Source organism: Amycolatopsis sp. NPDC049159 (assembly GCF_040648295.1).
Taxonomy (GTDB): Bacteria; Actinomycetota; Actinomycetes; order Mycobacteriales; family Pseudonocardiaceae; genus Amycolatopsis; species Amycolatopsis pretoriensis_A.
Genome location: NZ_JBEZDL010000031.1, coordinates 84,159 through 105,734, shown reverse-complemented (window position 1 = coordinate 105,734; position 21,576 = coordinate 84,159). Strand labels below are relative to the sequence as shown.

Sequence of the window (21,576 nt, the reverse complement as noted above, 5' to 3'; positions counted from 1 at the left end):
CGCGAAGGCGATCGGCTTCGTCTCGAAGACGACGGCGTGCGGCGGTCCGGCGGGTGAGCGGACGAGGCCGAGGTACTTCTCGTAGAACGCCTGGGCAACGCCACATCGGGGCGCTCGGGGCCGGCGTTATCCGGTGGGCGGCAGCGGCCAGATCGTCCGCTTGACCCGGTAGTCCTCGACCGCCGCCGCGAGGTGCTCCGGGCGGCACGGGAACCCGCCGCCGCCGAGCGCGCCCGCGGCGCCCGGCACCCAGTTGACCGAAATCTCCTTGGCGCGCAGCAGGTGCGCCACCTCGAAGGCCTCCTCCGGCGGTCCCCACACGCTCGCGGCGTGGGCGGCCGCCGCGGCGGACCCGGCCAGCCGTGCCGCCGCCTCGGGATCCGGCGCGGCCTGGACCGTCAGCAACGGCCCGGGCACCTCCTGCAGCACGGCCGGGGCGTCCGGCGCGAGATCGGCCAGCACGCGCGCACCCCGCCAGAAGCCGTGCTGTTCCTCCGGCCCCAGGCGGGTTTCGGCCTCGAAGCAGAACCCGGCGTCGCTGGTGGCCACCGCAGTGTCGAACAGGCTGAGCTGGTCGAGGTTGTTCAGCGGCCCGAAATCCACGCCCGCGCGGCACTCGGCGACGGCGTCGGCGAGGCCGTGCACCACCTGCTCGTAGTTCTGCCGCAACGTGATCACGCGCGCCGGCGCGAAGTTCTGCCCGGCGTTGTGCGTGCGCGCCCTGGCCAAGGCCCGGAACGTCGACCCGGGTGCGCCGGGCAGCACGACCGCGGCGCTGTTGCCGCCCCACCTCAGGTGCGCCGGCCGCAGCCCGGCGCGGTGGGCGACGTCGATCGCGCCCCCGGTGTTCCCGGCGAAGGACAGCGCGTCCACCTGGCCGGCCACCAGGCTGCGCCCGGTCCGGCGGTCGCCGGTGACCACGCCCAGCACATCGGCACCCAGCACCGGAACGGCGCTTTCGGCCAGGAACTGCACCGAGTCGGGCGTGCTCTCGGCCGGTTTCACCACCACGGCGTTGCCCGCGACCAGCGCGGGCCCGGCCTGGTGCAACGCCGAGAGCAGCGGGAACGCCCAGTGCACGAGCACCCCGACGACGCCGAGCGGAGCGGAGCTGCCCGGCAACGGCGCACCGGCCACGGCGGCGCAGGAACGCAGGTGCCGCACGCCGGCCGCCACCTCGAGCCGCGCGTCGGCGTCCGGCTTGCCGGTGCCCGCGCACTCCAGCTCCACGTACCGGTCGGCGCGGTCTTCGAGGTGGCCGGCGAGCGCGTCCAGCCGCTCCGCGCGATCCGGGCCGCTCAGCCGCGACCACGTCTTCGCCGCGTCCCGCGCGGCCGCGACCGCGGCGGACACGGCGTACTCGTCGCCGATCGGCGCCATCCCGCGCACCTGCCCGGTGCGCGGGTCGAGCAGCAGGGTCGCGGGCCCGCCGGTGACGGCCGGTTCGTCTCCCGGCGTCCGGTGCTCAGTCCCGAACACGCGCGCTCAGGTCGTCCCTCAGCTGCGGGCGCAGCACCTTCCCGGTCGCGGTGCGGGGGATCTCCGCCAGCGTGATCACCCGTGACGGCAGCACCCCCTCGGCGAAGGTGGCCCGCAGCGGCTCGGTCAGCGTCGCGACGTCGGTCTCGCCCCCGGACAGCACGACGGCGGCGATGATCTTCTCCCCGGCGAAGCGGTCCGGCACCGTGACGCACGCGGCGTCCCGGACCTGGGGCAGGGCACGCAGCACGCGGTCCATCTCGTCGAGGGAGACGGTCTCCCCGGCGACCTTGGCGATGTTCTTGAGCCGTCCGGTGAGGACGAAGAAGCCGCGCCCGTCCCGCTCGACCCGGTAGCCGAGGTCCTGGGAGTGGAACCAGCCGTCGCGGAACGCTTCGCGCGTCGCGCCGGCGTTGCGCACGTACCGCGACATGACGTTGAAGCCGCGCATGCAGACCTCGCCCACCTCGCCCGGGGGCAGCGGCGCACCGGCCGGGTCCAGCACGGCGACCTCGTTGCCGTAGACCGCGACCCCGACGGAGGGGATTTCGGCGTCGAGCATCAGCCGCCGGTAGGTGTCGTCGGACAGGCCGGGCGGCATCGTGCAGGAGAAGTTGGTGGTCTCGGAAAGGCCGTAGCCCTGCAGCACGCGAGCCCCGAGGCGCTCGGCGACCGACCGCGCGGTGCGGCTGGTCAGCGGCGCCGCGGCGGAGACGAAGTAGCCGAAGCCGTCGGGGAGTTCGGGACGGCGCCACGTCTCGACGAGCGCTTCGAGGATGCCGGGCACGACGCTCGCGATGCGCGGGCGGTAGGTCCGCAGGGTGCCGGGGTAGGCGAGCGGGGAGAAGGAGTCGCACAGCACCGTGTGCGCGCCGGCCGCCATCGTGCCGAGCACGGTGAAGTGCAGGCCGTTGACGTGGTGGATGGGCAGGCAGGCGAGCACCCGGTCACCCCGGACGAGCCCGTGGTGGCGGCGCACGGCTTCGGCGTTGGCCACCGCGTTGAGGTGCGTCTGGGCGACGAGCTTGGACGCGGCCGTGGAACCGGACGTCGCGAAGTAGAGCGCGTCAGCCGCGGGGTCGATCGCCGGAAGGGCCGCGGTGGGCTCCGGCAGCTCGGTCCAGTGCGGGAGGAGCCGCGAGTCCGGGGCATCGGTGCCGGGCAGGTGGACGGTGGCGAGCGCACCGGCCGCTTCGAGCTGCCGGGCGCGCCGCTCCGGCGGGTCCGACGGCCCGAGCATCAGCAGCCCGAACCCGGCCCGGAGCACGGCCAGCACGGTGAGAACCGACGGAATGTCGTTCGCCGGCGCGAAGCCGAGCACGGCGGGCCGCGCGGTCCCGAACTCGGCGCACAGCCACCCCGCGAGCGCCCGGCTCGCGACGGCGGCCGTGCGGTAGTCCAGGGTGGTCGCGCTGCCATCGGGCGCGACGGCGGTGACGAAGGGCGCGTCCCCCTGGCTCACGGCGAACCAGTCGAGCGCGTCCAGCGGGGTGCGCCACGGCGAGGAGGGCACCGCCGGCCCGGCATCGCCGTAGCGGCGCGCGAGTACGTGATCCGCAACCGTCATCGAACGTAACCCTTTCCTCCGGCGCACCGTCCGTTCCGCCTTGCCGAACGAGCCTAGGCCGGGCGGCCCCGGAGGGCGGTAATCCGGAAACCGGCCCGGAAACGGCGGAGTAATCGCGCGGTTTGCGGTGCCGCCTGGCCGGTGCACGGCGGCCGACGCGCGGGCCCGGCTGCCCGAGCGGGGACCGGGCTCAGCCGACGTGCGGGAGCTGCTTGGCCCCCGGGGCTCAGACGACCGAGGCGCGGGTGGGGACCGCCGTGCTCTCCACGCTCGCCCGCGGCGCGCGGGCCGCGTCTGCCGGAGCCGGGCCCGGGCTCAGCCGACCGAGGCGCGGTCGGGGACCGCCGTGCTCTCCGCTCGTGCGCGGTGCTCCGTTGCGGCCGGGCTGCCCGCCCCAGGGCAGGGGTGGAAACCTCGGAAGCCGGGCCTGGGCTCCGCCGACCTGGTGACCACGCTCGCGCGCGATGCTCCGGCCCGGCCACCGGCGTGCGGGAGCTGCCAGGCCCCGGGGTCAGCCGACCGAGGCGCGGGTGGCCACCGCCGTGCTCTCCACGCTCGCCCGCGGCGCGCGGGCCGCGTCGATCAGCTGTTCCTTCCGCGCCCGCACCGGCGACGGCACCCGCGACAACGCGACCTCCCGCAGCCGGGTGTTCGTGAACGCATAGCGCGTCCAAGCCAGATCACCCGGCCGCCGGACGCAGCGCAGGATTCCGCGGTTCACCAGCAGGCGCAGCCACCGTCCGCTGGCGTGGTAGCCGTCCTCGGCCGCCAGCGTGGCCACCACCGTCTCGGTGACGTCGTCGCCGCACACCGCCACGTCGTAGAGCACCGCCCGCGCCTCCGTGGGCAGCAGGTCGAGGGCGACCTCCAGCCGGGAACGCACCGAGTACGGGATCGGGTCCGGGAGGCTCGCCGGATCCGCGCCGGACAGCCGCCGGCCGTACTCGATCGCGAACAGCGGGTTGCCGCCGAGGGCGCCCGCGAGCGGGACGAGGGACTCCGGGTGCTCGTCCGGGACCGCGTGGCCGGCCGGGATGCGCGTGGCCTTGTACGCCTCCCACATCAGGCGCGCGGCTTCGTCGTCGGCGAGCGGGTGCAGGCAGACCGACGTGCTGTGCAGCTTGCCCCCGCCCCACGACCGGCGGCGGGTCAGCAGGTCCGGGCGGGCGCTCGCGACCACGAGCAGCGGCACGCCGCCCGACCGTTCGAGGAGGTGGTCGAGGAAGTCGAGGACGACGTCGTCGCTCCACTGCAGGTTCTCCACCACCAGCGCCACCGGCGTCCGCGCGGCCAGCGCCTCGAAGAACTGGGTCCACGCGTCGAACGTGTCCGCGGTCCAGGCGCGGTCGCCGTGGTCGGCCTCCAGCAGCACACTCAGGTGGGAGAGGATCCACGGCGCCCGGCGTTCGTCGACGACGCCGTTCACGACGTCGCCCAGCCGCGCCAGCGCGAACGGCATGGCGTCGGCCGCGCCGATGCCCGCCGCCGCGCGGACCAGCTCGGCCAGCGCCGTGACGCGGCTGCCCACGCTGATCGCCGACGGCGTGCGGCCGACCAGCACCGTGGTGCGGGTCCCGGCGTCGCCCGGGCCGCGGCGGCGCCATTCCTCCAGCAGGCGGGTGCGGCCGGAACCGGCCTCGCCGAACAGGGTCAGCAGGTGCGGCTGCCGCAGCGTGCGGGCGCCTTCCAGCGCGGCGTCGAGGGCGGCGAGCTCGCGCTCGCGGCCGACGAACGGGAGGTCGTCCGGCCGGTTCAGCAGCCGCACCGCCTCGGCCGTGGTCGGGCAGACCCGCACCGGGCCCGCGGCGTCGTCCTCCAGCAGGCGCAGGCAGAGCTCGACGAGGTCGTCGGACGGCCGGGGCCAGGACCGCGCCGGGTCGCCGTGGCGCACCACGGCCGGGCCGGTGGCGACGACGACGCGCACCTCGAACGGCAGCTGCTGCCCGTCGGCGGTGCGGCACCGCGGCTCGGCCGTCAGCCTGCCGTTGAGCGCGTGCGCCAGCTGCAGTGCCTGCCACGGTTCGGCTTCGCCCGCCGCCCCGTGCCCGGCGGTGACCAGCCACACCGGGGCCGACGGCGCTCCCGTGACGTCGCGCCAGACGCGGTGCGCGGGACCGAGCAGCGCGGCGCAGTCACCGTCGCCGGTCCCGTCCGGCCCGATCACGCGGGTCCGGCGCGACCGGGCTTCGGCGCGGACGACGTCGTCGAGGTAGCCGCGGATGGCGGCGAGGTCCTGCGGCCCCGCGGACAGTCCGGGCGCGGGCCCGGCGGCGATCACCACCGTGCTGATGCGCTTGAGCTCTTCCAGCGGGACGTGCGCGCCCTCGGTGCCCGCCGTCCGCGGTTCCGGAACTTCGGCGCCGGGCCCGCCGGACGGCGGCTCCGGCGCTCGCTGCCCGGCGACGACCGGCTCGGCCACCTGCCCCAGCGAGCTGTCCTGGGTGAGGATCGCGTGCTCCAGCTGCTGCAGCTCGGGGCTGGGGTCCAGGCCCAGCTTCTCCACGAGCGCGCTACGGGTGCGGCTGTAGACGGCGAGCGCGTCGGCCTGCCTGCCGCGCTGGTAGAGCACCCGCATGAGCAGGCCGCACAGGCGTTCCCGCAACGGTTCCTGCTCGACGAGCACCTCCAGCTCGGTCAGCACCTCGCGGTGCCGCCCGAGGTGGAAGTCCGCCTCCATCCGGTCTTCCAGCGCCATCAGCCGCGCGTTGCCGACGATGCCGATCTCGGGCCAGTCGAGGGCTTGGTCGGTCAGGTCGGCCAGGATCGGGCCCCGCCACATGGCCGTCGCCTCGCCCAGCAGCTCGGACGCCTGCTCCCAGCACCCGCCGGCGAGCGCCGCGTGCCCCTGCACGGCGACTTCGTTGAAGCGCACGAGGTCGATGTCCTGCGGCCGGATGCGCAGCAGGTAGCCGGGGGAGCGGGTGAGCAGCAGCGGCGGTTCCGCGCTGTCGTCCGAGGCGAGCAGTTTCCGGAGACCGGAGACGGCGTTGTGCAGCATCTTGCGTGCGGACACCGGAGCTTCGTCCGGCCAAAGCGCGTCCATGAGCTGGTTGACCGAGATCAGCGAGTTGTGCCGCAGCAGGAGGAGCGCGAGGGTCAGGCGCTGCTTCACGCCGCCCAGCGGAACCCGGCGTCCCTGCGAAGTGACTTCGAGCGGGCCGAGCAGGGAAAACTCCATGAATTCGCTCCAGGTGGTCGCAGCCGGGCCGGTACCAATTCACATCGATCGTGGAAGTCGGTTCGCAGGCGAATTCCCCCAGGGCATCGGGAACCGTGTGGGCTTTGCCGATGATCTTAGGTGATCGGCCGCTCCGAGGTCGGCTGAGCGGGCCTTCCGTGCACATCCGCGGGCACTTACGGGCAGCGGGCGGTACGGACACCGCCATTGTGCTGATCCCGGGCAAGTCCGTCCGCCGCAGGGGGTTCGGCGCGTCCCGCTGACCGGGCAGGCCCGGCGGTCTTTTCTGTCGCCCGATCGGCCCGCAGGTGGGAAAAGGACAAATCGGATTCGATTGTTCGGCCCTTTCCGGCGTTACGACATCCGGGTGGTAGTTCCGGCGCCGAGTGGCAGAAACCGTCGTGCGCCCGGTGAAAGGTGCCACGCACGGTTCCGGAATACGCGCCTCCCGTCGCTCCGAAGTGTGAGGAAAACCCGGTGGATTCCGATCGTTCGGCCCATTCCCGGCATCGCCTGCGTAGGCCTGTACGCAGGCGGTTAACCCGTTGAGCCCTGGGCGCAGGGCGTTCCGGGTGACGTCGGCGGCCGCGGCTAACAAATCCGCGCGCCCGCCGTCTTTCACACGAACCCCACACCGAATCCGGCTTCCCGCCGGTGCTCGAAAGGGATGTCCCATGTCGCGAAGATCGATTTTCGTCGCTCTGACCGCGGTCGGCGCGCTGCTGGCCCCGACGGCAGTGGCATCCGCCGCGCCGCCGGGGGTGGATCCGGCCACCGTCGACCTGACGCTCGCCGCCGGGCAGAGCACGACCGTCACCAAGCACGTCACCACCTCCGCCGTGCCCCCGAACCCCGACCTCGTCCTGCTGGCCGACACCACCGGCAGCATGGGCAGCGCGATCTCGAACGTCCGGACCAACGCCAACGCCATCACCGGGGACGTGCTCGCCGCGCAGCCGACCGCGCAGTTCGGCGTCGCCGAGTACAAGGACTTCAGCGACACCGTGCCGTTCAAGGTCAACCAGGGCATCACCGGGGACACCGCCGCGGTCCAGGCGGGCACGAACCAGTGGACGGCCTCCGGCGGCGGGGACTTCCCCGAAGCCGACCTGAACGCGCTGTACGAACTGGCCACCGGCGCCGTCACCTTCCGGCCCGACGGCACCCGCATCGTCGCCTGGTTCGGCGACGCGCCGTCGCACGACCCCAGCGGCGGGCACACGCTGGCCGACACGATCGCCGCGCTCAAGGCGGCGAACATCCGCGTGGTCGCCGTCAACGTCGGGGCGCTGGACGCCGAGGGGCAGGCCACGGCCATCACCGACGCCACCGGTGGGGTGCTGCTCAACAACGTGCCCTCGAACCAGGTGTCGCAGGCCATCCTGGCCGGCATCAAGTCCATCGAGGTCACGGTGGCCCCGCACGTCACCAGCTGTGACCCGCAGCTGACGCTCACCAACGCCCCGGCGAGCGCCACGGTGGCCAGCGGCGACGTCGCGACGTTCACCGAGACGATCGCGGCGGCGGCGAACGCGGCGCCCGGCACGTACCACTGCTCGGTCGACTACCTGGTCGACGGCGTGTCCCGCGGCTTCGTCGAGACGACGACCGTGCGCGTGCTCGGGTTGAGCATCGACGACGTCACCGTGGCCGAAGGCTCGGGTGGCGCGCCGGTGCCGGCCACGTTCACCGTGTCCCTGCTCGGCGGGGCGAGTCCCGACCCGGTGAGCGTCCACTACGCCACCGCGAACGGCACCGCCACCGCGCCGGCGGACTACGCCGCCACCAGCGGCGACGTCACCTTCGCACCGGGTGAGACGGCCAAGCCGGTCACGGTCCTGGTCAACCCGGACACCGTCGACGAGCCGGACGAGACGTTCACCGTGAACCTCTCCGCCCCGGCCGGCGCCGGGCTGGTGGACCCGACGGGGGTCGGCACGATCGTCGACGACGACCGCGACGGCGCCTTCTCCTGCACCGGCACCGCGGCGAACGTCATCGGCATCACGGCCGCCGTGGCCAACCCGCAGAACCTGCCGTGCGCCGACGACAGCGAGACCGTCCTCGACGCGACGCTCAACGCGGGCCTGATCAAGGTGCAGACCCACGCGCTGACCTCCTCGACCGACCTGACCCCGGACAACCAGTCCGCGGCACCGGCGGCCGGCGACCACGCGCAGGCGACGGCCAAGATCGACAAGACGGTGATCAGCACGGTCGGCCTGACGATCGAGCTGGGCGTGATCCAGTCCCAGGCGGCGGCGACCTGCCAGCCGACGACGGGCGGCCTCGCCCCGGCCCTGACCGGCAGCTCGAACATCGCCTCGCTGAAGATCAACGGCGTCGCGGTCACGGTCGGTTCGGCCCCGCTGACCATCCCGCTGGTCATCGGCTCGCTGAAGCTGAACGGCCAGACGGTGACCGGCGGCGTGGTGAAGCAGCAGGCGGTGGCGCTGGACACGGCGCTGGCGAAGATCGTGCTGGCGGAGTCCCAGGCGGACGTGCACGGAACCACCGCGCACCCGGCGGGCAACCCCTGCCGCCGGTGATCCGGTGAAGTGAGCCGGGGCGGGCGGAGACCCCGCCCGTCCCGGCTCCCTGCTCGGGCGGTCAGGAGTTCGTGGTGCGGTAAACCTCGCCGAGCGCGTGCATGAGCGCGTCGTCGTCACGGTTTCCCAGGCTCCCGACTTCGATCAAGCGACCCCTGCCTGTGGCTGCGGGTTCCTGGTAGACGAACCCGTGGGACGTGGTTCCGCCGAAGCCGTACGTCCGAGCCGGGTCGCTGCCGGGTGGGCGGCTTCCCTTGCTCGGCTGGAGCCAGTCGGCGTAGGTGGTGGTGGCGATGGCGCCGCAAGAAACGCTGATGAAGCCGGGAGCATAGTCTGGGCCGGGTTGGGAACTGCATTGGTCGATGGAAACGGCGGCGGTGTGAATCGGCTGCTCGACGTGGTATTTCTCGATCCCGTGCTTTCCCACGAGTGCTTCCATCGTCCCGGTCGTCAGGGGTTCGATCATTCGGAGCGGCTTCTCTAGGGGTTCTTCCAGACTTCCCCGCCGCCCAGGGTTTCCGGCGTCGCGGCGGGGTAGAACCGGGGCATGGTGAGCACGGAACCCGGGGTCGTCGCCTTTCCTCGGCGGTCGCCCGGTCAGGTCACTCCGCCCGACGGCTACGCCGACCTCCGGGCCCGGCCCGGTCTCTGCCGGACCGTCCTGCCCGGCGGTACGCCCGTCTGGCTCGTCGCGCGGCACGAGGACGTGCGGGCCGCGCTCACCGACCCGCGGCTCAGCTCCGATCCCTCGAAGCCCGGGTTCCCCGCCACCGGCGGAGCACCGGAAGCGCTTCCCGGGTGGTTCGTCGCCATGGACGCGCCCGAGCACACGCGGTACCGGAAGCTGCTCATCCCCGAATTCACCGTGCGGAAGGTGCGGGAGCTGCGGCCCGGCATCCAGCAGGTCGTCGACGAGCGGATCGACGCCATGCTCGCCGCCGGGAACTCCGCGGACCTCGTCGCCGCCTTCTGCCTCGTGCTGCCTTCGCTCGTCATCTGCCAGCTGCTCGGCGTGCCCTACGAGGACCACGAGCACTTCGAGTCCCGCACCCGCGTGCTGGTCAGCCTCGCGTCGACGGCCCGGCAGCGGGAAGTCGCGCTCGGGGAGATCAACACCTACCTCACCGAACTCATCGCCGCGAAGCGCGCGCAGCCCGGCGAGGACCTGATCAGCCGGCTCATCGACGGCGGGGTGCTCGACGACGCCGAACTGCTCGGCGTGGCCATGTTGCTGCTGGTCGCCGGGCACGAAACCACCGCCAACATGCTGTCGCTCGGCGTCGTGACGCTCCTGGAGAACCCGCAGTGGATCGGGCACGAGGGCGTCGTCGAGGAACTGCTGCGGTTCTTCTCCATCTCCGACGTCGTCAGCCTGCGCGTCGCCACCGAGGACCTCGAGATCTCGGGGCAGCTGATCCGCCGCGGCGAAGGGGTCGCGCCGCTCGGGCTGGCGGCGGGGCACGACGGGACCGTGTTCGAGGACGCCGGAGAGTTCTGCCCGGCCCGGTCGGCGCGCCACCACGTCGCCTTCGGCTACGGCATCCACCAGTGCATCGGGCAGCACCTGGCCCGGCTGGAGATGGAGGTCGCGCTGACGACGTTGTTCGAGCGGGTGCCGCGGCTGCGGCTGGCGGTGCCGGCCGACGAGCTCGAGTTCAAGCACGACGGAGTCCTCTTCGGACTCTACGAGCTGCCGGTGCGCTGGTAGCTCACGCGGTCAGGACGTTCACGCCTTCGCGCTCGATTTCCGCGGCCACCGTGGAATCGATGCCGCCGTCGGTGATGAACGTGTCCACTTCGGACAGTTCGGCGAAGCGGGCGAAGTGGTCGTTGCCCACCTTCGTGTGGTCGGCCAGCAGCACGACGCGGCGGGCACCGGCGATGGAGGCGCGCTTGACCATCGCCTCCGCCGGGTCCGGGGTGGTGAGGCCGCGCTCGACCGACAGGCCGTTGGTCGCCATGAACGCCACTTCGACGAACGTTTCGCTGAGCGAGTGCAACGCCCACGAGTCGACCGACGCGAGCGTGCGCGCCCGGAGGCGACCGCCCACCAGCATCACCGTGAGGTTGGGGCGCTTGGACAGCGTCAGCGCGATGTTCACGGAGTTGGTGACCACGGTGAGGTTGCAGTCGATGGGAAGCGCTTCCGCGAGGTGGGCGGTGGTCGTGCCCGCGTCGAGCAGGATCGCGCCCTCCGCGGGCAGCTCGGCGAGGGCGGCCTTGCCGATGCGCTTCTTCTCCGCCGTCATCACGCTTTCACGCGTGTTCAACGCCGGTTCGAAACCCAGGCGCTCGATCGGGATCGCCCCGCCGTGCACCCGGCGGAGCGACCCGTGGCGTTCGAGCGTGGTGAGGTCGCGGCGGATCGTCTCCGTCGTGACCGCGAACTCGCCGGCGAGCTCGGCGACGTCGACCCGGCCACGCGACCGGGCCTGCTCGAGGATCAGCTGCTGACGCTCTTCCGCGTACACCGCGACCCCCGTCCATGTCGTTCTGTGTTGTTGATGATGTTACTTTATGTTGAATCACGCCCGGAGTGCAATGCCGCCGCGGGGGCGGCGAGGGCCTGCAGCTCGCGCTCCAGTTCGGCGTTCACCGCGCTCTGGTGCCGGGCGAGGAAGAAGTGGCCGCCGGGGAAGACCTCCAGGCGGAAGCCGCCTTCGGTGTGCTCGCCCCAGTTCCCGGCCTCCTCGGCGGTCACCTTCGGGTCCTGGTCGCCGATCAGCACGGTGACCGGGCAGCGGACGCGGCGCCCGGCCGGGCAGGCGTAGGTCTCGATCGCCCGGTAGTCGGCGCGGATCGCGGGCAGCGCCATCCGCAGGATCTCGTCGTCGCCGATGACCGTCCGGTCCACCCGGTTGAGCTCGCGGACCTCGTCGAGCACGCCGTCGTCGGTGCGCTCGTGGATCCGCTCGTCGCGGAACGTCGAGGGCCCGCGCCGCCCCGAAGCGACGATGGCACCGGGCGCCCGCAGCCCGCGCAGTTCCAGCCGCCAGGCGGTTTCGAAGGCGAGGACCGCGCCCATGCTGTGCCCGAAGAACACAGCGGGCTTGTCGGAGAGGGCGGCCAGCTCGTCGGCGATCAGGTCGGCGAGCCCGGCGATCGAGTCCACGTTCGGCTCCCGGCGCCGGTCCTGGCGCCCCGGGTACTGCAGCGAAACGACGTCGACGGCCGGCGCGAACCGGGCCGAGACCGGGTGGAAGTAGCTGGCCGAACCGCCGGCGTGGGGGAAACAGACGAGCCGGGTGCCCGCGCCGGGTGCCGGGTGGTAACGGCGGATCCACGACGTCGTGGCGTTGTCCGCGATGTTCACGAGAGCGTTTCCCTTCGACGCGGTTTCTGGTCCGCCAGTCAACCCCGTTCCGGCCAACGGATTCCTTAGTGTTGCCGCTCACACCCGGCGATATCGGGCACCGCGGAATCCGCCGAGGTTCGGGGTTTTCCGGGTCGGGGACGACCTAACGTCGGCGGGGCACGCGATCCGGCCGTGCCCGACGGGAGGAGTCCTGATGACCGCTGACGCGCTCACCGCCGCCCGGCGCAAGGCGACCGAGCTGCGCCGTGCCATCCAGTCGCTGCACCGGATCCACGGGGACAGCCCGCCGATGCGGCGCCTGATGAGCGACCTCGGCTGGATCGAGAGCGGGCTCGGGGAGCTGCCCTCGACGCCGCGCGCGGCCGACGAACGGGTGCTCGTGCCGGACACGCCGTACGCGCGCGAAATGTGGCACGGTGCCGACGACGAGGGGCTGGGCGGCCGCCGCCTTCCGTGAAAGCAGGGTGAGGATGGCGGAGGTGACGGGCGTCGCCGGGCGCGTGGTCGGCCGGCGGCGGGAGCTGGAGGTCCTCGGCTCGGCGTTCGCGAACGCGCGGGCCGGTTCGGCGACCCTGGTGCGGGTGCGCGGGGCCACCGGTACCGGCAAGACGGCGTTGCTGGCGGAGTTCGCGCGGTCGGTTTCCGACCGCGCCGTCGTGCTGTCGGAGACCTGCCGCCGGCCGGGCGGCGGGAGCGCCGGCCGGGCCGCCGAAGGGCTGCTCCCGGACGCCGGGAGCCGGTACGGCATGCCGGTGCCGGTGCTCTCGCGGCGGCTGGGCCGCCGGCTGGCCGACCTCACCGTCGCCGGTCCCGTCGTCGTCCTGCTCGACGACTTCCACCACTGCGACGAGGCCTCCGTCCGGGTGCTGGCCCACCAGGCGCACCGGGGCGCGGAACAGCCCCTGCTCGTCGTCGTCGCGCAGCGGCCCGCCGGCCACCCGCTGTGGCCGCCGATGACGCTGCCGCCCGGCGACGTCGCCACCGTCGACCTGGCGGCCTTCGCCGAGCTCGAGGTCGCCGACGTCGCCGCCGCGTGGTGGCCCGAAGCGCCCGAACCAGGGTTCGCCGGCGAGCTGGCCGGGCTGACCGGCGGCAACCCCGCGCTGCTCGGCGAGGTCTGCGCGGCCCTGCACCTGGAGGGGCTCGCCCCGGACGGGACGGCGCTGGCGCGGGCCCGCGTGCTCGTCCCGGGCGCTCGCGCCCGGCTGGTCGAGCGCGTCCTCGCCGGCCGCCCGGAACACGTGCGCCGCGTCGCCGAGGCGATCGCGGTGTTCGGCGCCCCCGACGTCGAGCTCGTCGCCCTGCTCGGCGGCGTGCCCGAACCGCTCGCCGCCGGCGCGCTGGCCGTCCTGGCCGCGGAAGGGCTGCTGCGCGGCGACGGCGAGGAGCTCGCCTCGCCCGCGGTCCGCGACGCGGTGCTGGCCGGCGTACCGGAGCGGCGGCTCGGCCCGCTGCGGCTGACCGCGGCCCGGCTGCTCAACGACCGTGGCCGCCCGCCCGAGGACGTCGGCGCGCACCTGCTCGGCCGGCGCCTGCTGCCCGAACGCTGGATGCGGGACGTGCTCGCCGAGGCCGCGCGCACCGCGGAACGGTCGGGCCGCCCGCACGACGCCGCCCGCTACCTCGGGGTGCTCGTCGCCGACCGGCCCCAGGACATGCCGGTGCGGATCGAGTTCGCCCGCCTGGTCGGCGTGCGCGACCCGCTGGCGGCCTACGCGACGCTCGCCGGGATGGCCGAACTGGCCGAAGACACCCGCAGCCGGGCCCGGATCTCCCTGCAGCTGGCGATCGCCGCGCTGTCGGCCCGTGAACCCCAGGAAGCGACGCGGCTGCTCACCGGCGCGCTCGACCAGCTCGACGGCGACCACGGCGAGCACCCCGGGGACGCCGACCGCGGCCTGCGGACCGAGCTGGAGGCCGCGCTGCTGGCCGTCGCCTTCGAACAGCCCGGCTCGCTGGACCTCGTCGGCGGGCGCCTGCCCGCGATGTCCGCGCTGACCGGCCAGACCCCGGCCGAGGTCGGCGTGCTGGCGCTGGCCGCGGTCGCGCACATGATCCGCGGCACCGACCGCGACCTCGCCGTCTCCTGCGCGCGGCGGGCCCTCGAACGCCCGGAACCCTCGGTGCGGTGGGCCTGTTCGCTGGCCGCCTACGTCCTGTTCGCCGCCGACGAGGTCGACGAAGCACTGCACGCGCTGGGCGGCCTGTCGCCCGGGCCGGAGCGCGACGGCACCGGCTGGGCGGAAGTCGTGGCCCTGACCGCGCATTCGTGGCTCACGTGCGGCGCGGGCGACCTGTCCCGGGCGCTCTCGGACGCGGCGGCGGCCGTGCGCGCCGCCGAGCGCGACGACCGCGCCGAGCTCGCTACCGCACCCCTGGTCGCCCAGGCGCTGGTCCTGCTGCAGCAGGGCGACGTCGACGGCGCGGCCGCGGCGATGGCCCGCGCCGACGAGGCCGGGCCCGACGGGTCCGTGCTCCGCTTCCCGGCCCACCTGCTGGCCAGGGGACGGCTCGCCGAGGCCCGCGGGGACCTGGAAGGGGCGCTGGCGCACCTGCGCCGGTGTGGTGCCGGGCTGCGCGCGGAAGGCGGTGCCCACCCGCTGTTCGCCCCGTGGTGGCTCGACGGCGCCCGGGTGCTCGTGCGGCTCGGCCGGCGGGCGGAAGCGGCCGACCTCGTGGCGCACGGCGAAGAACTGGCCCGGGCCTGGGGATCCGCGTCGGCGCGAGGGCTGGCGCTGCTCGGCCGCGGCCTCGTGGCCGAAGGCGACGCCGCCGTCGACGGGCTCACCGCGGCCGCCGAAGTGCTCGGCGGGACGGCGGCGTCCTGGTACCTCGCCGAAGCGGAAACCGCGCTGGGGAAAGCACTTCTGCGCGCCGGTGACCACCAGGGCGCGCGCCGGGCGTTCCGCGCCGCCGTGGACCTCTCGGTGCGGGCGGGGTTCTGGAGCCGGGCCGAGGAGGCCCAGGCCGGGGTCACCGCGGCCGGCGGCCGCAACTACCCGGTCACCGGCAGCGTGACCGACGTGCTGACGCTGGGGGAGCGGCGGGTCGGTGAGCTCGCCGCGACCGGCGCCACCAACCGGACCATCGCCGACGCGCTCCAGCTCGCCGTGCGGACCGTCGAAATCCACCTGACGAGCGTCTACCGCAAGCTGGGCGTCACCGGCCGCACCCAGCTGCAGGAGCGGTTCCCCGGCGGCCTGCTCGCACCGGAACCCGCGCTGTGACCGGTGACGCGCGGAGAACGCGGGGGAGTGCCATGCGCCCGGTGCCCGGACTGGCCGTGATCGTCGACGACACCGGCGTGCTCGAAATGGTGCTGCCGTCCGGCGAACACCGCGTGCTCGCCAGCGGCCTCGGCGCGGCGATGTGGATCGCGCTGGCCCAGCACGACTGGGATCCCGCCGCCGCGGCGCTCGCGCTGGCGCCCACCTGCGACCTCGAACCGGCCGAGCTGACCGGTTCCCTGCGCGCGTGGATGGGCGACCTGGCGGCGCTGGGCGTGCTGAGCACCGATCCGGCCGACGGAAAACCCTAGAGTTGCGCGGTTTTCGTTGACCGGCGGACCCGCCGTGACCGACGCTCCCCACGCACGGAGGAAAAGTCCCCGAAGACTCAGGGAGGCGCGGTGGGCGGGCAGGCGCAGGATCGGCCGGCCGTGATCGGCGGCGGGGTGATGGGCTCGGCCATCACGGCGATGGCACTGGGACACGGAGTTCCGGTCACCCTGGTCGAAATCGACGGCGAGGCGGTGGAACTCGCGAAGCGGCGCGTGGCCCAGCAGCTGCGGCACGGCCGGCTGATGGGCGCGTTCCCCGACGTCGCCGAAGGCGAGCTGACCGCGACGACCGACCTGGGCGCGGCGAAGGACGCGACGGCGGTCATCGAAGCGATCATCGAAGACGACAAGGTCAAGGCCACCGTGCTCGGTGAGCTCGCGGCGCTGGTCGCCCCGGGGACCCCCTTGATCAGCAACACTTCCGGCATCCCGGTCGACGAACTGGCCGAAGCGGTCGAACGGCCCGCGGACCTGCTGGCGACGCACTTCATGAACCCGGCCTACCTCATCCCGAACGTCGAGGTCGTCCGCGGTCCCCGCACCGATCAGTCCACTCTGGACGCGGTGCTGGGCCTGCTGGAACGGCTGAGCCGCAAGCCGATCGTCGTGCGGGACTCGCCGGGGTTCGTCACCAGCCGGCTGCTGCACCCCATGATCAACGACGCCGCGCGGCTGGTCGAGGAAGGCACCGCGTCGGTGGAAGCCGTGGACGAGCTCATGCAGGGCTGCCTCGGCCACCCGACCGGCCCGCTGCGCACCGCCGACCTGATCGGCCTGGACAACCTCGCGGACGCGCTGCGGGCGCTCGCCGAACGCACCGGCGACCCGCGGCACGCGCCGTGCGCCCTGCTGCAGTCCAAAGTGGCCGACGGCCACCTCGGCCGGAAGACCGGACGGGGCTTTTACGAGTACGGGAAGGTGTTCTGAGTGAACGACGTCTCCACCACCGCAACCCCGGCGCGCACGCCGGAGGCCGTCACGCGGGAGATCCGGGAGTTCCTGACCGGACGCGTCAAGCAGGACGTCCCGGACGACCAGGACCTCTTCCGCACCGGCCTGGTCTCCTCGATGTTCGCCATGGAGCTGGTCGTGTTCCTCGAGCAGACCTACGGCATCGCCATCGTCGGGCCGGACCTCAAGCTCGACAACTTCCGCACCGTCGAAAGCATGACGGCGCTCGTGGGGCGCCTGCTCGATGAGTGAGCACCCCCTCGCGGCGGCCGCCGCCGAGCTGACCGCCCGGGTCGGTGACCGGGCGGCGGCCTGGGACGTCGAGGGACGGCTGCCCGAAGACCTGTTGCGCGCGCTCGGCGCGCGGGGCCTGCTGTGCGCCGAGGTGCCCGCCGAATTCGGCGGGCTCGGCGTCAGCAGTCTCCACAGTGGATGGTTCACCGCGCACGCCGGCTCGCTGTGCAGCTCGCTGCGCAGCGTGATGACCTCGCAGGGCATGGCGGCCTGGACCATCCAGCGCTTCGGCGACCGCGCCCAGCGGGCGGACTACCTGGGCCGGCTCACCTCCGGCGACCTGGCCGCGGTGGCCTTCAGCGAACCCGCGGCGGGCAGCGACCTGTCGTCGGTGGCCACCACCGTCCGCGCCGACGGCGACGACGTCGTGGTCAACGGCGAAAAGGTCTGGATCACCGCGGCGGCGTACGCGGACCTGATCGTGGTCGTCGGCGAGCTCGACGGCCTCGGCACGGCGGTCGTGGTGCCCTCGAACGCCGAGGGCGTCACGATCGAGCGAGTCCCGCACCCCAGCGGGTGCCGCGCGGCCGGTCACTCGACCGTCCGGCTCCACGACGTCCGGCTGCCGCGCTCGGCGGTGCTCGGCGGCGGCGGGGTCGAGCTGTCCATGCTCATCACCACCGCGCTCGCCTACGGCCGGATCTCGGTGGCCTGGGGCTGCGTCGGCATCCTGCGGGCCTGCCTGGCCGCGGCCGGCGAGCACGCGGCGAACCGGCACCAGGGCGGGGTCCCGCTGGCCGACCGCCAGCTCGTGGCCCGGCACCTGGCCGACCTCTACGCCGACGAGCAGGCCGCGACCCGCGTGTGCGAACACGCCAGCCGGGCCTGGGACGACCGTTCACCCGAGATGGTGGTCGCGACCGTGCTGGCCAAGTACGTCAGCTCGACGGCGGCGGCCCGCGGGTCGGGCACGGCGGTGCAGGTGCTGGCCTCGGCCGCGGCCCAGGACGGCCACGTGGTCGCCCGGGCGCACCGCGACGCGAAGCTGATGGAACTCATCGAAGGCAGCAACGAGATCTGCCAGCTCATCCTGGCGGGGCACACCCGTGTCCTCGTGAATACCGGCGACTGAGGAGGATTCCGGTGGCTAGCACGACCATGGTCAAGTGCCTGGTGTGGGACCTCGACGAAACCCTGTGGAACGGCACGTTGCTCGAAGACGGCACCGTCGAGGTTTCCGAAGAGATCCGGCAGCTCGTGAAGACCCTCGACGCGCGCGGCATCCTGCAGTCGGTGGCGAGCAAGAACGACCACGAACACGCCTGGGCGCGGCTGGAGGAGCTCGGCCTCGCGGAGTACTTCGTGCTGCCGCAGATCGGCTGGCACGCGAAGTCCCAGTCGGTCAAGGCGATCGCCGACGAGCTGAAGTTCGCCCTCGAGACGATCGCGTTCGTCGACGACCGCGACAGCGAACTGGCCGAGGTGACCTACCACCACCCGCAGGTGCGCACCTACCGCGCGGAGGACGTGCTGGAACTGGCGGACCTGCCGGAGTTCAGCCCGGAGACGGTCACCGTCGACTCGCGGCGGCGGCGTCAGATGTACCAGGCGTCCTTCCGCCGCCAGGAGGCCCAGGCCGGGTTCGCCGGCCCGGACGAGGACTTCTTGCGCTCGCTCGACCTGCGGATGACGATCCTGCCGGCCACCGACACCGAGCTGTCCCGGGTGGAGGAGCTGACCCGGCGCACCAGCCAGATGAACGCCACCGGCATCCACTACTCCGACGAGAAGCTGCGCGGCCTGCTGGACGACCCGTCGCACCGGGTGCTGGTGGTCAGCATGCGCGACCGCTTCGGGCCGCACGGCGCGGTCGGGGTGATCCTGCTGGAGATGTTCGAGGAGTTCTGGCACCTCAAGCTGCTGGCGACGTCGTGCCGGGTCGTGTCGTTCGGCGCGGGCTCGATCATCCTGCGCTGGCTGGCCAACCAGGCCGCGAGCGCCGACGCGCACCTGGTCGCCGACTTCCGGGCGACCGACCGCAACCGGATGATGGAGATCGCCTACCGCTTCGCCGGGTTCGCCGACGACGCGTGCGCGTGCACGGCCGTGCTGCCCTCCGGCGAGGTCCCGGGCCTGCAGCGGCTGCACCTGGAGCCGGTGCCGCAGGAGGAGCCCACGACGGTGTCCCTGGTGGCGCCCGACCTCACCGAGCCGGTCGGCGTGCGCTGAGGTTGATCCGAGGAAGGGCCCGCTCCCGGTTTCGGGGGTGGGCCCTTTCCCGTTGCCGGGCACGGAGAAAGGCCGCCACGGTGGGTCCGTGGCGGCCTTTCCGCGGGTGTTTCAGCCGGCTTTGCGGATGAGCGTGATGCCGTCGGCCATCGGCAGCAGCGACATCTCCACGCGCGGGTCGTCGCGCACGAAGCGGTTGAACTCGCGGATGGCGACGGTGTCGGGGTCCTGGGCTTCGGGATCGGTGACGCGGCCGAAGAAGAGCGTGTTGTCGACGACGATGAGCCCGTCGGGCGCCAGCAGCCCGAGCGCGGCCTCGTAGTAGGCGGCGTACCCGACCTTGTCGGCGTCGATGAAGACCAGGTCGACGGTGCCCGGCCCGTACTCGTAGAAGAGTGTGTCGAGCACCTGGGTCGCGGGATCGATCCGCAGGTCGATCCGGTCTTCGACGCCGGCCCGCCGCCAGTAGGGCCGCCCGAACGCCGGCCAGCGGTCGGTGACGTCGCAGGTGATGAGCAGCCCGGTGGCGGGCAGCGCCCGGGCCATGCAGAGGGAGCTGTAGCCGGTGAAGGTGCCGACCTCCACCACCAGCCGCGCCCGGGTGAGCTTGACCAGCAGCGCGAGCAGCCGGCCTTCTTCCGCGGACACCTGCATCGCCGCGCCCATGGGCAGCGAGGCCGTCTCGTCGCGCAGTTCGCGCAGGATCTCGTCCTCGGCTTGCGAATGCTCGCTCACGTAGCCGAGCACGTCGGAGGACGCCAGTAGTTGGGTCGCCATGGCGGAAGCCTAGGTTCGCCGGATCCTGGAAGTGTCTAGTTCACAGGCGGAGCAGTCCCTGGTGCACGCGGTGCAGCAACGCGAGCGGCGGCCGGCCCGCGATCCCGAGCTCCGCGACGTCGGCGACGAGCAGCCCGAGGCCGATCCCGTGCTGCACGAGGTCGCGGGTGGCGTCGAGCGACTGCCGGAGGTAGGCGGAGACCTCGGCGATCGAGGTGGGGATCTGGCACATCCGGCACAGGGCGGTGAGATCCGGATCGAGGCCGGCGGCGCCGCGGTGCCGGCCGGTGGCGAAGAGCATGACTTCCGGCGGCAGGACGTGCCGGGCCCGGGGAGGCGGGGGAGTGCTGCCGCGGACGTAGGGGCGGGGGCGTTCCCGGGTGGTGTGTTCGCCGAGGGCGGGGATGGGGTGCGTCCCGAGACTGGCGGCACGGCGCCCACGGGTGCGGTCGTCTTCGGCGGGATCGAGGGGCTTGCCGGGGCGGGTCTCGTGGACGGCTTCGCTGCGCTCCGCGCCGGTGTCACGGCCGCGGGCGGGTTCGGTTCGTTCCGCTCGGCGTGGGCCGCGCTCGCGGGTGGCATCGCCCGGGCCGGGGTCGCGGTCGGCGTGGGCGGGTTCCGCGGGGCCGGTTCGGTGCGTGCCGGTGCCACGCTCGCCGGTGCGGGCGGGGTCGCCGGTCTCGCCGGGTCCGGTTCGCTCGTCTCGGCGCGGGCGGCGCTCGCGGGTGGCATCGCCCGGGCCGGGGTCGTGGTCGGCGTGGGCGGGTTCCGCGGGGCCGGTTCGGTGCGTGCCGGTGCCGCGCTCGCCGGGTCCGGTTCGCTCGCCTCGTGGGCCGCGCTCGCGGGTCGCGTCGCCCGGGCCGGGTTCGCGGTCGGCGTGGGCCGGTGCGGCGGACTCGCCACGGCCGGTTCGGCGCGGGCCGGAGTTGCGGCCGCTCTTGCCGGGGCCGTGGGTGGCGTCGCCGGCGGCGGCGCCGGGACCGGCGTCGTGGCCGGCACCGCCCGCGGCCGGGCCCGCGGCTTTCCCGGAGCGGGTGCCGCGCTTGCCCCGGGTGGCGTCTTTGGCCTTGCCGGGGCGCGCGCCGGTCCCGGCGGCGGAGTCGTGGGCGGTCTTACCGGAGCGGGTCGCGGAGCCCGAGTCACGATCGCCAGTGGGCGCGTGGTCCGCGGCGCCGGCGGTCGTGCCGGTACCGGTCGCGGCGGCGGCACCGGAGCCGCGGCCGCCCTTGCCGGTGCGGGTCGCGGTGCCCGAGTCGCGATCGCCGGTGCGGGTCGCACCCCCAGCGCCCGCCTCCGTCGCCTTCCCGCCCCGCCTGCCCCGCCCCGCGGCCGGCCGGGCACCGCCAGCCGCCTTCCCCGGCCGCGAGTCCCGCTCACCGGTACCCTTACTCGCCTCTTCGACGGCCTCCACCTGCGGCTCCGGCGCGTGAGCCGGGTCGGAGTTGGGTTTGGGTGTGAATCCATGCGCCGCCCACACCTCGTAGTCGCCCCAGCCGCCGAAGGACAGGGATGCCGAGCCGATCTTCGCGGGGCGGCGATCGTGGGAGTTTTTCATGTTCGCGGCCTCGAAACCGGTCGGACGGGGTGTCGAGCCACCTTCACCCACGGCCCTGGCGGGGTGTCAAGTCGCTTTGCCTTAATGTAGGGATTTCTGGGTCTTCGTGGGTAGTGCGTTGTCGGCAGGGGTCAACCGCAGACAAAACGAAGGTGCTGGACTTGTTAAACCAACATTGGTCG

17 protein-coding genes and 1 pseudogene are annotated in these 21,576 nt (G+C 73.5%); 9 read left to right on the top strand and 9 right to left on the bottom strand.

The annotated features are described in order from the left end of the window. The 4 genes and pseudogenes from AB0B33_RS41300 to AB0B33_RS41285 form a co-directional block, all read right to left on the bottom strand. Positions 1 to 96 (bottom strand): annotated as a pseudogene (locus AB0B33_RS41300) (VOC family protein); the annotation flags it as partial. A 30-nt stretch (positions 97 to 126) separates the two neighbouring features. Then, positions 127 to 1,479 carry an aldehyde dehydrogenase family protein gene (locus AB0B33_RS41295; RefSeq protein WP_360782233.1) on the bottom strand — a complete coding sequence of 451 codons (1,353 nt, stop codon included), beginning with the start codon at positions 1,477 to 1,479 and terminating at the stop codon, positions 127 to 129. Continuing rightward, positions 1,466 to 3,046 (bottom strand): fatty acid--CoA ligase family protein, encoded by a 1,581-nt coding sequence (locus AB0B33_RS41290; RefSeq protein ID WP_360782231.1) that lies wholly within the window; start codon positions 3,044 to 3,046, stop codon positions 1,466 to 1,468. The genes AB0B33_RS41295 and AB0B33_RS41290 overlap by 14 nt, the downstream gene beginning before the upstream one ends. Before the next feature lie 511 nt (positions 3,047 to 3,557). Further along, positions 3,558 to 6,224 carry a BTAD domain-containing putative transcriptional regulator gene (locus AB0B33_RS41285; RefSeq protein WP_360782229.1) on the bottom strand — a complete coding sequence of 889 codons (2,667 nt, stop codon included), beginning with the start codon at positions 6,222 to 6,224 and terminating at the stop codon, positions 3,558 to 3,560. A 674-nt stretch (positions 6,225 to 6,898) separates the two neighbouring features. Here AB0B33_RS41285 and AB0B33_RS41280 point away from each other — a divergent pair. Further along, complete coding sequence (locus AB0B33_RS41280; RefSeq protein ID WP_360782227.1) at positions 6,899 to 8,773, top strand: Calx-beta domain-containing protein; 1,875 nt, start codon at positions 6,899 to 6,901, stop codon at positions 8,771 to 8,773. 61 nt (positions 8,774 to 8,834) lie between these two features. Here the strand turns inward: AB0B33_RS41280 and AB0B33_RS41275 are convergent, their stop codons facing one another. Next, complete coding sequence (locus tag AB0B33_RS41275) at positions 8,835 to 9,239, bottom strand: hypothetical protein (RefSeq protein WP_360782225.1); 405 nt, start codon at positions 9,237 to 9,239, stop codon at positions 8,835 to 8,837. 81 nt (positions 9,240 to 9,320) lie between these two features. On the opposite strand from AB0B33_RS41275, the gene AB0B33_RS41270 reads away from it, so the two are divergent. Beyond that, a complete protein-coding gene (locus tag AB0B33_RS41270; RefSeq protein ID WP_360782223.1) occupies positions 9,321 to 10,481 on the top strand; it encodes a cytochrome P450 in 1,161 nt (386 codons plus the stop codon). 1 nt (position 10,482) lies between these two features. Here AB0B33_RS41270 and AB0B33_RS41265 read toward each other — a convergent pair whose 3' ends face one another. Continuing rightward, complete coding sequence (locus tag AB0B33_RS41265; protein WP_086865209.1) at positions 10,483 to 11,244, bottom strand: DeoR/GlpR family DNA-binding transcription regulator; 762 nt, start codon at positions 11,242 to 11,244, stop codon at positions 10,483 to 10,485. 44 nt (positions 11,245 to 11,288) lie between these two features. Beyond that, positions 11,289 to 12,086 (bottom strand): alpha/beta fold hydrolase, encoded by a 798-nt coding sequence (locus AB0B33_RS41260; RefSeq protein ID WP_247024852.1) that lies wholly within the window; start codon positions 12,084 to 12,086, stop codon positions 11,289 to 11,291. A gap of 196 nt (positions 12,087 to 12,282) precedes the next feature. Here AB0B33_RS41260 and AB0B33_RS41255 point away from each other — a divergent pair, with 196 nt between their 5' ends. The 7 genes from AB0B33_RS41255 to AB0B33_RS41225 all read left to right on the top strand — a co-directional run bounded on the left by AB0B33_RS41255 (position 12,283) and on the right by AB0B33_RS41225 (position 19,062). Beyond that, positions 12,283 to 12,546 (top strand): hypothetical protein, encoded by a 264-nt coding sequence (locus AB0B33_RS41255; protein WP_247024850.1) that lies wholly within the window; start codon positions 12,283 to 12,285, stop codon positions 12,544 to 12,546. A gap of 13 nt (positions 12,547 to 12,559) precedes the next feature. Further along, a complete protein-coding gene (locus AB0B33_RS41250; RefSeq protein WP_360782220.1) occupies positions 12,560 to 15,316 on the top strand; it encodes an AAA family ATPase in 2,757 nt (918 codons plus the stop codon). A gap of 32 nt (positions 15,317 to 15,348) precedes the next feature. Next, positions 15,349 to 15,627 (top strand): hypothetical protein, encoded by a 279-nt coding sequence (locus AB0B33_RS41245; RefSeq protein WP_360782218.1) that lies wholly within the window; start codon positions 15,349 to 15,351, stop codon positions 15,625 to 15,627. A gap of 90 nt (positions 15,628 to 15,717) precedes the next feature. Continuing rightward, the gene (locus tag AB0B33_RS41240) at positions 15,718 to 16,575 is read left to right on the top strand and encodes a 3-hydroxyacyl-CoA dehydrogenase family protein (protein ID WP_360782217.1); all 858 of its coding nucleotides are present in this window, start codon (positions 15,718 to 15,720) and stop codon (positions 16,573 to 16,575) included. Further along, positions 16,576 to 16,851, top strand: a complete 276-nt coding sequence (locus AB0B33_RS41235) for an acyl carrier protein (protein WP_247024843.1) — start codon at positions 16,576 to 16,578, stop codon at positions 16,849 to 16,851. Continuing rightward, a complete protein-coding gene (locus AB0B33_RS41230; protein WP_360782215.1) occupies positions 16,844 to 17,965 on the top strand; it encodes an acyl-CoA dehydrogenase family protein in 1,122 nt (373 codons plus the stop codon). The genes AB0B33_RS41235 and AB0B33_RS41230 overlap by 8 nt, the downstream gene beginning before the upstream one ends. Before the next feature lie 26 nt (positions 17,966 to 17,991). Continuing rightward, positions 17,992 to 19,062: an HAD-IIIC family phosphatase gene (locus AB0B33_RS41225; RefSeq protein ID WP_360782235.1), complete on the top strand. Its 1,071-nt coding sequence runs from the start codon at positions 17,992 to 17,994 to the stop codon at positions 19,060 to 19,062. A 111-nt stretch (positions 19,063 to 19,173) separates the two neighbouring features. On the opposite strand, the gene AB0B33_RS41220 is transcribed toward AB0B33_RS41225, so the two are convergent. Both AB0B33_RS41220 and AB0B33_RS41215 read right to left on the bottom strand, forming a co-directional pair. Beyond that, entirely contained in the window at positions 19,174 to 19,839 is a 666-nt protein-coding gene (locus AB0B33_RS41220; protein ID WP_247024840.1) for a class I SAM-dependent methyltransferase, read from the bottom strand. Positions 19,840 to 19,879: 40 nt separating this feature from the next. Then, complete coding sequence (locus AB0B33_RS41215; protein ID WP_360782213.1) at positions 19,880 to 21,394, bottom strand: DUF742 domain-containing protein; 1,515 nt, start codon at positions 21,392 to 21,394, stop codon at positions 19,880 to 19,882. Between the last annotated feature and the right edge of the window lie 182 nt (positions 21,395 to 21,576).

Coding starts and splice junctions, on each gene's coding strand:
- AB0B33_RS41290 (WP_360782231.1), bottom strand. CDS start 3,046: ATGACGGTTGCGGATCACGTACTCGCGCGCCGCTACGGCGATGCCGGG.
- AB0B33_RS41285 (WP_360782229.1), bottom strand. CDS start 6,224: ATGGAGTTTTCCCTGCTCGGCCCGCTCGAAGTCACTTCGCAGGGACGC.
- AB0B33_RS41280 (WP_360782227.1), top strand. CDS start 6,899: ATGTCGCGAAGATCGATTTTCGTCGCTCTGACCGCGGTCGGCGCGCTG.
- AB0B33_RS41275 (WP_360782225.1), bottom strand. CDS start 9,239: ATGATCGAACCCCTGACGACCGGGACGATGGAAGCACTCGTGGGAAAG.
- AB0B33_RS41270 (WP_360782223.1), top strand. CDS start 9,321: ATGGTGAGCACGGAACCCGGGGTCGTCGCCTTTCCTCGGCGGTCGCCC.
- AB0B33_RS41255 (WP_247024850.1), top strand. CDS start 12,283: ATGACCGCTGACGCGCTCACCGCCGCCCGGCGCAAGGCGACCGAGCTG.
- AB0B33_RS41250 (WP_360782220.1), top strand. CDS start 12,560: ATGGCGGAGGTGACGGGCGTCGCCGGGCGCGTGGTCGGCCGGCGGCGG.
- AB0B33_RS41245 (WP_360782218.1), top strand. CDS start 15,349: ATGCGCCCGGTGCCCGGACTGGCCGTGATCGTCGACGACACCGGCGTG.
- AB0B33_RS41230 (WP_360782215.1), top strand. CDS start 16,844: ATGAGTGAGCACCCCCTCGCGGCGGCCGCCGCCGAGCTGACCGCCCGG.
- AB0B33_RS41225 (WP_360782235.1), top strand. CDS start 17,992: ATGGTCAAGTGCCTGGTGTGGGACCTCGACGAAACCCTGTGGAACGGC.
- AB0B33_RS41220 (WP_247024840.1), bottom strand. CDS start 19,839: ATGGCGACCCAACTACTGGCGTCCTCCGACGTGCTCGGCTACGTGAGC.
- AB0B33_RS41215 (WP_360782213.1), bottom strand. CDS start 21,394: ATGAAAAACTCCCACGATCGCCGCCCCGCGAAGATCGGCTCGGCATCC.